This window comes from Comamonas sp., assembly GCF_036666375.1.
Lineage (GTDB): Bacteria > Pseudomonadota > Gammaproteobacteria > Burkholderiales > Burkholderiaceae_C > Comamonas.
On record NZ_JAVWWA010000015.1, the window covers coordinates 60,404 to 69,181 of the forward strand.

Annotated in this window: 11 protein-coding genes; 6 read left to right on the forward strand and 5 right to left on the reverse strand. The window is 66.0% G+C overall.

Features of this window, described 5'->3' with window-relative positions; all coding sequences use genetic code 11:
* Window positions 1–593 (reverse strand): aminotransferase class I/II-fold pyridoxal phosphate-dependent enzyme (locus RR928_RS05955; RefSeq protein WP_332547635.1); only part of this gene is annotated, 593 nt, incomplete at its 3' end.
* Between the two features lie 89 nt (window positions 594–682).
* On the opposite strand from RR928_RS05955, the gene RR928_RS05960 reads away from it, so the two are divergent.
* Window positions 683–1,567: a DMT family transporter gene (locus tag RR928_RS05960; protein WP_332534832.1), complete on the forward strand. Its 885-nt coding sequence runs from the start codon at window positions 683–685 to the stop codon at window positions 1,565–1,567.
* 2 nt (window positions 1,568–1,569) lie between these two features.
* Here the strand turns inward: RR928_RS05960 and RR928_RS05965 are convergent, their stop codons facing one another.
* Entirely contained in the window at window positions 1,570–1,815 is a 246-nt protein-coding gene (locus RR928_RS05965) for a hypothetical protein (RefSeq protein WP_332534831.1), read from the reverse strand.
* A 153-nt stretch (window positions 1,816–1,968) separates the two neighbouring features.
* On the opposite strand from RR928_RS05965, the gene RR928_RS05970 reads away from it, so the two are divergent.
* Genes RR928_RS05970 through RR928_RS05985 form a run of 4 tightly spaced genes read left to right on the forward strand, consistent with a single transcriptional unit; the run spans window position 1,969 to window position 4,700 of the window.
* Window positions 1,969–2,610 carry a TetR/AcrR family transcriptional regulator gene (locus tag RR928_RS05970; RefSeq protein WP_332534830.1) on the forward strand — a complete coding sequence of 214 codons (642 nt, stop codon included), beginning with the start codon at window positions 1,969–1,971 and terminating at the stop codon, window positions 2,608–2,610.
* Window positions 2,607–3,284: a type 1 glutamine amidotransferase domain-containing protein gene (locus RR928_RS05975; protein WP_332547636.1), complete on the forward strand. Its 678-nt coding sequence runs from the start codon at window positions 2,607–2,609 to the stop codon at window positions 3,282–3,284. The genes RR928_RS05970 and RR928_RS05975 overlap by 4 nt, the downstream gene beginning before the upstream one ends.
* 31 nt (window positions 3,285–3,315) lie before the next feature.
* On the forward strand, window positions 3,316–4,293 hold the full coding sequence (locus RR928_RS05980; RefSeq protein ID WP_332534826.1) for a zinc-binding dehydrogenase: 978 nt from the start codon (window positions 3,316–3,318) through the stop codon (window positions 4,291–4,293).
* Between the two features lie 53 nt (window positions 4,294–4,346).
* On the forward strand, window positions 4,347–4,700 hold the full coding sequence (locus RR928_RS05985) for a DUF1304 domain-containing protein (RefSeq protein ID WP_332534824.1): 354 nt from the start codon (window positions 4,347–4,349) through the stop codon (window positions 4,698–4,700).
* A gap of 3 nt (window positions 4,701–4,703) precedes the next feature.
* Here the strand turns inward: RR928_RS05985 and RR928_RS05990 are convergent, their stop codons facing one another.
* Together RR928_RS05990 and RR928_RS05995 are read right to left on the reverse strand one after the other, a co-directional pair.
* A complete protein-coding gene (locus RR928_RS05990) occupies window positions 4,704–5,672 on the reverse strand; it encodes a DMT family transporter (protein ID WP_332534822.1) in 969 nt (322 codons plus the stop codon).
* Between the two features lie 53 nt (window positions 5,673–5,725).
* Entirely contained in the window at window positions 5,726–6,472 is a 747-nt protein-coding gene (locus tag RR928_RS05995; protein ID WP_332534820.1) for an AraC family transcriptional regulator, read from the reverse strand.
* Between the two features lie 239 nt (window positions 6,473–6,711).
* On the opposite strand from RR928_RS05995, the gene RR928_RS06000 reads away from it, so the two are divergent.
* Complete coding sequence (locus tag RR928_RS06000; RefSeq protein ID WP_332534819.1) at window positions 6,712–8,268, forward strand: EAL domain-containing protein; 1,557 nt, start codon at window positions 6,712–6,714, stop codon at window positions 8,266–8,268.
* Window positions 8,269–8,279: 11 nt separating this feature from the next.
* Here RR928_RS06000 and RR928_RS06005 read toward each other — a convergent pair whose 3' ends face one another.
* On the reverse strand, window positions 8,280–8,651 hold the full coding sequence (locus RR928_RS06005) for a DUF805 domain-containing protein (protein ID WP_332534817.1): 372 nt from the start codon (window positions 8,649–8,651) through the stop codon (window positions 8,280–8,282).
* Window positions 8,652–8,778 lie beyond the last annotated feature (127 nt).

An 8,778-nucleotide genomic window follows, 5' to 3' on the forward strand; every position in this document is an offset into this window, starting at 1 on the left:
AGTTCCAGATGCTGGGTCTGGGCGATCAGGCGGAAGCCCGGATAGGTCAGCGCATCGACGGCCACCACATCGCCGGGCAGCAGCAGCGCCATCAGCGTGATCGCGATGCCGTGCTGGGCGCCATCGACCAGCAGCACCTGCTCGGCCGGCACGCTCAGGCCGCGGCGCAGCAGGTGGCGCGCGACCATGGCGCGGTCGTGCAGCCGGCCCGCATGCGGCTGGTAGCGCAGCAGCGCTTCGAGGTCGCCCGAGCCCGCAAGCTGGCGCAGCGCGACGCGCAGCAGCTCGGCCTGTCCGGGCAGCGACGGGTAGTTGAAGCTCAGATCGACCATGTCGGCGGCCGCGCTGTGCAGGTCTATGCTCTGGCCCGCGTACAGCGCGGTCTCCTTGACAAACGTGCCCCGGCCCTGCTCGCCGCTGACCAGGCCCATGGCTTCGAGTTCGGCATAGACGCGCGTTGCCGTGACCAGCGCCAGGCCTTCGCGCGCCGCGAGCTGGCGGTGCGTGGGCAGGCGCGTGCCCGGCGGCAGCCGGCCCGAGCGAATGTCTTTCGCCAGTCGGTCAACCAGGGGCTTGTAGCGGGCTTGGGGCATAGCGCAGTGTATCCATGACAATTATTTGATTGTATTGATGGTGCTGCCTAGCATCAACGCTTTCACATCGCCACACAAGAAAGCACATCATGGGCAAAACATCGAGCGGATGGAGCAGCGGCTTCATCGGCATGCTGATCTTCAGCGGCTCCCTTCCCGCCACGCGCGTTGCGGTGATGCAGCTGGACCCGCTGTTTCTCACCGGCGCCCGCGCGGCCATCGCGGGGCTGCTGGCGCTGGCCGCGCTGACGCTGTTTCGCCAGCGGCGCCCGACCGCGGACCAATGGCGCTCCCTGGGGCTGGTCTCGCTGGGCGTGGTGCTGGGCTTTCCGCTGCTCACGGCGCTGGCGCTGCAGCAGGTGACCGCGGCGCATACGCTGGTCTTTATGGGCCTGCTGCCGCTGTCGACGGCGATCTTCGGCGTGCTGCGCGGCGGCGAGCGCCCGCAGCCGTCATTCTGGTTTTTCTCGCTGCTGGGCAGCGCGCTGGTGATGGGCTTTGCCGCCTCGCAGGGCATGGCGGCGTCCTGGCGCGGCGATCTGCTGATGCTGCTGGGAATCGCCATCTGCGGCCTGGGCTACGCGGAAGGCGGGCGGCTGTCGCGCGATCTGGGTGGCTGGCAGGTGATTTCCTGGGCGCTGGTGCTCGCCTTGCCCGCGATGCTGCTGCTGGCGGCGCTGCGCTGGCCCGCAGACATGGCGCAGGTGAGCGCCACCGCCTGGCTGGGCCTGGCCTATGTGTCGGTGTTCAGCATGTGGATAGGCTTTGTCTTCTGGTACCGCGGCCTGGCCCAGGGCGGCATTGCCGCGGTCGGCCAGCTGCAGCTGCTGCAGCCGTTTTTCGGCCTGGCGCTGGCCGCGGGTCTGCTGCACGAAGCCGTGAGTCTGGGCATGGTGGGCGTGACGTTGGCCGTCATTCTGTGCGTTGTCGGCGCCAGGCATTTCGCGCCCGCCATGCCCGTGGTCGCGCGCTGATTTCAGGTGATCTTGAACACCCAGCGCACGGGCTTGCCGCCCGACTTGCCTTCATAGACTGCCCACTGCTTGATGCCCTTGACCAGCACTTTCTGGCTCACGTCGCGCACCGATTTCTTGGCCTTGAGCTGGGCCGTGAGCCAGTCCTGGATATGCGCGTAATGCGCGCCTTCCTGGCCCGTGGGAACCAGCAGTTCCTGGCCCGCGACTTTGCCAGCGGAGGTGACGGTGATTTCGGTGGCGGGCATGGTGCGGCAATGAAACAGTGAAGGGGAGGGCGATTGTGCCCGCAGCATGCCATACGCGCCAAGGCTGGGGTCATGGCGGCGGATGCAGCTGTCCTGTCTTCCAGGCGACATCAAAAAACTAGACGACTGGTCTATTCTGTATAAAATACAGGCATGAAATTGACCAAGAAAGCCGAAGCCACGCGCCAGCAGCTGCTGGACTCCGGCCATGCGCTGGTGTTGCGCAAGGGCTTTGTCGGCGTCGGGCTGCAGGAGCTGCTGACGGCCTGCAACGTGCCCAAGGGCTCGTTCTATCATTACTTCGCCTCCAAGGAAGCCTTTGGCTGCGCGCTGCTCGAGCAGTATGTCGCCGACTATGGCCAGCGCCTGCAGGCCCTGCTGGCCGAGCACAGCAGCGGCCGTGATCGCGTGATGGCGTACTGGCAGGCCTGGCTGGGCACGGCCGAGCACCGCGGCTGGGCCGAAGACTGCCTGGTCGTGAAGCTGGCCGCCGAAGTCGCCGACCTGTCCGAAGACATGCGCCGCATCCTCAACGACGGCGTGGCCGCGCTGGTGGCGCGCATTGCCGCTGCCGTGCGCGAAGGCCGCGAAGACGGCTCGCTGCCGCCGGGCGCCGATGCCCAGGCCCTGGCCCAGGTGCTCTACCAGATGTGGCTGGGTGCGGCGTTGCTGGCGAAGCTCGGGCGCGACAGGACGCCGCTGCACCAGGCGCTGGCGGCTACCGAACATCTGCTGGCCTGCAATCACCGGGCGCCCGCCGTGGCGTCTCCCTCCCCTGAAAGGACTTCAAAATGAACATTCTTCTGGTACTGACTTCGCACGATCAACTCGGTGACACCGGCAAGAAAACCGGCTTCTGGCTCGAGGAATTCGCTGCGCCGTATTACGTGTTCAAGGACGCGGGCGCAAACATCACGCTGGCCTCGCCCAAGGGCGGGCAGCCGCCGCTCGATCCGAAAAGCGACGAAGCCGACGCCCAGACCGCCGAGACCGAGCGCTTTCGCCAGGACCCCGCAGCCCAGCAACTGCTGGCCAACACGCTGCCCCTGGCCCAGGTGAATGCGGCCGATTTCGATGCGGTGTTCTATCCCGGTGGCCATGGCCCGCTGTGGGATCTGGCCAATGACGCCACGTCGATCGCCTTGCTCGAAACATTTGCACGCGCCGACAAGCCCGCGGCGCTGGTGTGCCACGCGCCCGGCGCGTTGATCAAGGTGCGCGGCGCCGACGGCAAGCCCTGGATTGCCGGGCGCCGCGTCACGGGCTTTTCCAACAGCGAGGAAGACGCCGTGGGCCTGACCAAGGTGGTGCCGTTCCTGATCGAAGACGAGTTCCAGCGCCTGGGCGGCCATTACGAAAAAGGCCCCGACTGGCAATCGTTTGTGGTCACCGACGGCCGTCTGGTCACGGGCCAGAACCCCGGCAGCTCCGCCGCATGCGCCCAGGCGCTGCTGCAGCAGCTGGCCTGAGCCATCCCAATAGAATCCACCAGGAGCCTCCATGCGCAGTGCCATCCACACCTCTTTCGGCGAACCCGCCGACGTTCTCGCGCTGGGCGAAAGCCCCGTGCCCCAGCCCGGTCCGGGCGAAGTCCGCATCAAGACCCTGCTGTCGCCCATACACAACCACGATCTGTGGACCGTGCGCGGCCAGTACGGCTACAAGCCCACGCTGCCCGCGATAGGCGGCAGCGAAGCGGTGGGCACGGTCGATGCGCTCGGTGAAGGCGTGCAGGGCGTGGCGCTGGGCCAGCGCGTGGCCGTCGCCGGCGTGCACGGCAGCTGGGCCGAATATTTCATCGCGCCCGCGCCGCTGCTGGTGCCGCTGCCCGCGGCGATTGCCGACGAGGCGGCCGCGCAATTGATTGCCATGCCGCTGAGCGCTTTGATGCTGCTTGAATTCCTGGAAGTGCAAAGCGGCGACTGGATAGTGCAGAACACCGCCAACGGTGCCGTCGGCAAGACCCTGGCCATGCTGGCGGCGGCGCGCGGCGTGCACACCATCAACCTGGTGCGCCGCGACGCGGGCGTTGACGAGCTCGCGGCGCTGGGCATTGCGAACGTGGTCTCCACCGCCCAGCCCGGCTGGAAGGAAAAAGTGCGCGCGCTGGCCGGCGACGCGCCGCTGCGCGCGGCGGTCGATTCGATTGGCGGCAAGGCCAGCGGCGAACTGCTGGCGCTGCTGGGCGAAGGCGGCCTGTTGGTGTCGTTCGGCACCATGGCCGGCGAGCCCATGCAGATTGCTTCGGGCGACCTGATCTTCAAGCAGGCCACGGTCAAGGGCTTCTGGGGCAGCAAGGTCAGCGCGGCGCTGTCGGTCGACGACAAGCGCCGTCTGATAGGCGAGCTGCTGGGCCTGGCCGCGAGCGGCACGCTCAAGCTCCCGGTCGAAGCCGTCTACGATCTGGCCGATGTGTCCCGGGCCGCGGCCGCGAGTCTGCAGCCGGGCCGCAAGGGCAAGGTACTGTTGCGCCCTTGAGATCTTCCGCGCGCGCCGCGCCGCCGATTCCTGTTTGATACCGGAGCAGTTCCATGATCGCCAGCATTCTCATAGGCCTTGTCGTGGCCATCCACTGCTACATCGTCGTGCTTGAAATGTTCCTCTGGGAGAAGCCCGCGGGCCGGCGCGCTTTCGGCCTGACGCCGGAGTTCGCGGCCCAGACGCGCACGCTGGCGGCGAACCAGGGCCTGTACAACGGTTTTCTTGCCGCGGGCCTGTTCTACGGCCTGGCGCGCGGCAGCGCGGGGCTCGAATTCCAGCTGTTCTTCCTGGCCTGCGTGCTGATTGCCGGCCTCTACGGCGGGTTCACCGCCAGCCGCAAGATCCTGCTGATCCAGGCCCTGCCCGCGGCGCTGGCGCTGCTGGCGCTGTGGGCCGGCGTCTGAGGGCTAGGGCAGGTTGGTGTGCTCTGTCCGCTGACTGGGGCGGTGCGCGTGCACGCACGCCAGCACGCTGGCAACGACCAGCAGCATCGCCGCCATTTCCCAGAAGGTCGGCAGGCGCTGCTCCCACAGGAAGCCGTACAGCAGCGCGAACAGCGTCTCGAAAAGAATCATCTGCCCGACCAGCGTGAGCGGCAGCAGGCGGCTGGTACGGTTCCACAGCGCGTTGCCGCCTATGGACGCAGCCAGCGCCACGCCGCTCACCACGGCAATGAACAGCCACCATTGCGCCGACGTATGGTCATTGCTCTCGAGCGCCCATGCCAGCATCAGCAGCAGCACGGCCTGCGCGCCCGTGACCACGCCGGTGGCGAGATTCCAGTCGTGCGCGGAGACCTGCGGCAGCCGCGCGAGCTGGCGGCTGTTGCCGACCGCATAAAGCGTCCACGACACCAGCGCGCCTACTGCGCACAGCACGCCCGCGAGACCGCCGCGCGCGGCCTGCCCGCCCAGCGACTCCCAGCCTATGCAGGCCGCCCCGGCCAGCCCCAGCAGCAATGACGGCGCGAGCCGGCGCAGCGGCAGGGCCTGGCTTTGCCGGCTGCCTATCACCGTGACCGCCACGGGGAGAAAGCCTATGACCAGCGACGTCATCGCGATACCGCCACGCTGCACCGCATTTGCCAGCAGCACGTAGTACAGCGCGTTGCCCAGAAAGCTCAGGCCGCACAGCACCCACCAGTCGCGCGCGGCGAGCTTGGCTTTGAGCGCAGACCAGCGGGGCCAGAGCAGGGCGGCGGCAAACATGCCGTAGGCCAGGAAGCGCCCCGCGGCGAGTTGCAGCGGCGTGAACTCGTTTGCCAGTTCGGGCGCAAGAAACACCAGGCCCCAGAGCGCGCCGGCGGCCATGGCGCAGGCAATGCCCGTGAAGGTTCTTCGGTCGATGAGGGGGGCGGAAAGCGTGTGCAGGGACATGCCTGTACTGTCGCTGTTCGGCCGCGCCGGGTCTGGGCCCGGACTCCTGAAAACTAGGCCCGGGCTTTTGCCTGGCGGCGCCATGCGGCCGGCGTGATGCCCCTGGCCTTGCGCATCGCTCGCGTCAGCGCGTTCTGGTCCGAATAGCCTGCTGCAAGGGCGATCTGCGCAATCGGTTGATTGGTCTGCGTCAGCCATTCCTGCACGCGTTCCAGTCGCACCTGCGTGAGCCAGGCGGCCGGCGTCGTGTCGAGTTCGCTGCGAAACAGCGCATGCAGCCGGCTCACGCTGAGGCAAGCCTCGCGCGCCATGGATTCGGTGGTCCAGGGTTGTCCCGGCCGGGTCTCGACCATGGCCAGCAGCGCGCTCAGCCGCGATACCGGGCGCGCGGTCCGGGCACTCAGCGCGTCCAGCATCAACGGCACCCAATGTGCGACGATCTCGCCCCGCGCGCTGCCTTGCTGCAGCGCCAGGCCCATGTAGCTGATGAGGCGGTATGCGGCCGGCGACACGGGGGCGAACGGGCGCGTAGCCATGTGTTCGACGAACTCTCCCGTGACGTCGGCATCGCCCAGGTCCAGCACCAGTGACCGGTTCGCGCCGCGCCCGGCCTGGGAGTGCAGCGTGCCGCTGGGCACGAACGCCGCGCGGCCCTGCTGCACGCAGCCGTCATGCGCGCCTATGCGCATCTGCAGCGTTCCGGCGAGCGGCAGCACCAGCTGCGAAAAGCTGTGGCTGTGCTCGTCACTGTGCGCCGCGTAACTGCGCAGATCGACTTGGAGGGGCGGGGGCAAGGCCATGGTGTTGCGCTTGGAATGGCCTATCACTTTATCAGGGTGCGCGGGCCGGGCGCTGGTCCTGCGCGCGCAGGGAATGTCTGTAGAAATCTGCGCGGCATCTGCTTGGCACCGGCCGCAATGCCTGAGATCATCTGTGGCGTACGCTCAGCGCTCTTTCGAGCCGAATTTGTTTCAGCTGCCGGCGAGTTCAGCAGTTCCACGACGCAAGTGGAGAAATCGCGCCGGTCCAGAAATTTCCCATGCCGCTATCCGTTTTTGGAAAAGTTCTCGGTTCTTCGGGACGCCACACCCAGGTCATTCTCATCGCCTCCATGGCCGTGACGCTGGCCACCACGCTGGTGGCCGCGCAAAAGCTCATAGACCGCGCAAACATCGCCACGCTCCATGAACACGCGACGCGCATCCTGGTGCGCGCCGTCGACATTGCCGACCAGACCGATCTCATCCTGCAGAAAGCGCGCAGCCTCGATACCGTTCCCTGCAGCGCCGCGGACCTCGATCAGCTGCGGCTGCTGAGCTTCCATTCGCGCTTCGTGCGCGATGTCGCCCGGCTGGAAAAAGGTGCCATTGCGTGCAGTGCCGCATGGGGAAGTCTGTCCACGCCGTTTGCGCTGCCCGCACCGCATCATGCGATTGCACCTTTTCGTTTCTGGCGCGACATCATCTCCACGCCGATAGGCGAGGTGCAGTCGGACATGACCGCCCATGGCGCAATGGCCGTGGTGACCGCGCCCGGAGCGTTCGACGGCGTGGGTTTTGCCGATCCGGCGATCAAGACGCTGGTTCTTTCGCGTGATGGCGCCTATGTGTTCCGCAGCTTCGGCGACGGCGAGCGCCTGCTCAAGGCGTTTCGTGAGAAGTCATTGGACGCACTGCACAAATACGCGATTGCGCTGTGCCATGCGAGCCGCTCCATCTGCGTGGTGCAATCGAGCCCGCGCTCGCCGCTGTGGGCGCAGTCGTGGGGATTGCTTGCGGCGCTGGGGTTCCTGGGCATTTTCGCGGGAGCGGGCATTGGCCTCACGGTCAGCGGATATTTCGCGCGACGCAGCGCCATGGCGGTCCAGTTCAAGAGAGCGATCGACAGGGAAGCGATACGCGTGATGTACCAGCCCATACGCATGCTCGAAGACCGGCGCCTGGTCGGCGTCGAGGCGCTTGCACGCTGGTCGGATGCGGACGGCAAGAACATTCCGCCGGACCAGTTCATTGCGTTGGCGGAACAAATGGGCTGGCTCGATGCGCTGACCCGTTCGGTGCTCAGAAGCACCTTCCGTGATCTCGGCGACCGGCTGCGTTCAGAGCAGTCTTTCTACGTCAGCGTGAACGTGGCTTCGGAGGAAATCACCAACCGGCATTTCCGCGACTATCTGGGAGAACTGTGCCGTGAACACCGCATTCCCGCGAGCCGGGTCGCGCTCGAAGTCACCGAGCGCTCCACGGCGGACTATGTGGACCTGGGCCATGCATTCCAGGCGCTGCGCGATGCCGGCCATATGGTGATGATCGACGACTTCGGCACGGGCTATTCGAACTTCGCGTATCTCGCCGCGCTGCCATTGGACGCGATCAAGATGGACCGCGCCTTCACGAATGCGATTGGCACGGAATCGCTGGCGAGCGAAGTCATTCCGGGAATCATGTCGATTGCCAGCGCACTCAAGGTGCAACTGATCGTCGAAGGCATAGAAACCGAAGCGCAGGAGCAGTTGCTGAAAACGCTGCACCCGCAGGCAAGAGGTCAGGGCTGGTTGTATGGACGGCCGGCAACGGCGGCCGATTTGACCACGGTCTGAGCTGGTGACCCTCAGGCCTGGGCGTAGGCGCTTTCGCTTGTGCTGTCCTGGGCGAGAAACACGATCAGCACAATCCATCCGATGAGCGGCACCAGGCAGATCAGCTGCCACCAGCCGCTGCGGTTGGTGTCATGCAATCTGCGCGTCGCGGCAGCGATCGACGGCAGCAGGGTCGCCAGGCCAAAGATGCCGCCCAGAACGTCGCTGATCATCGAAATGCCCAGGCTGGCAAGGATGATGAACAGAACAAACCACCAGTATTCGGAGCGGGTCGCGCGCCCGCTGAAATCCGCATATTTGGCAAAGCAAACCCGAATGGATTCCTGAAACGTCATGTTTTCCTCCCAATGTGGGCTGGCAAAAAGCCATGCCTGGAAAACCATCGTAACGTAACTTTGTGTCAGAAGGTTAAGCGGGCGTCACTCAACCAGCAAGCAGATCGCCCATGCCGCATCGGTGCAAGGCGCTAAGAAAAAAAGCCGCATGTCGGTATGACATTGCAGCCTTGAA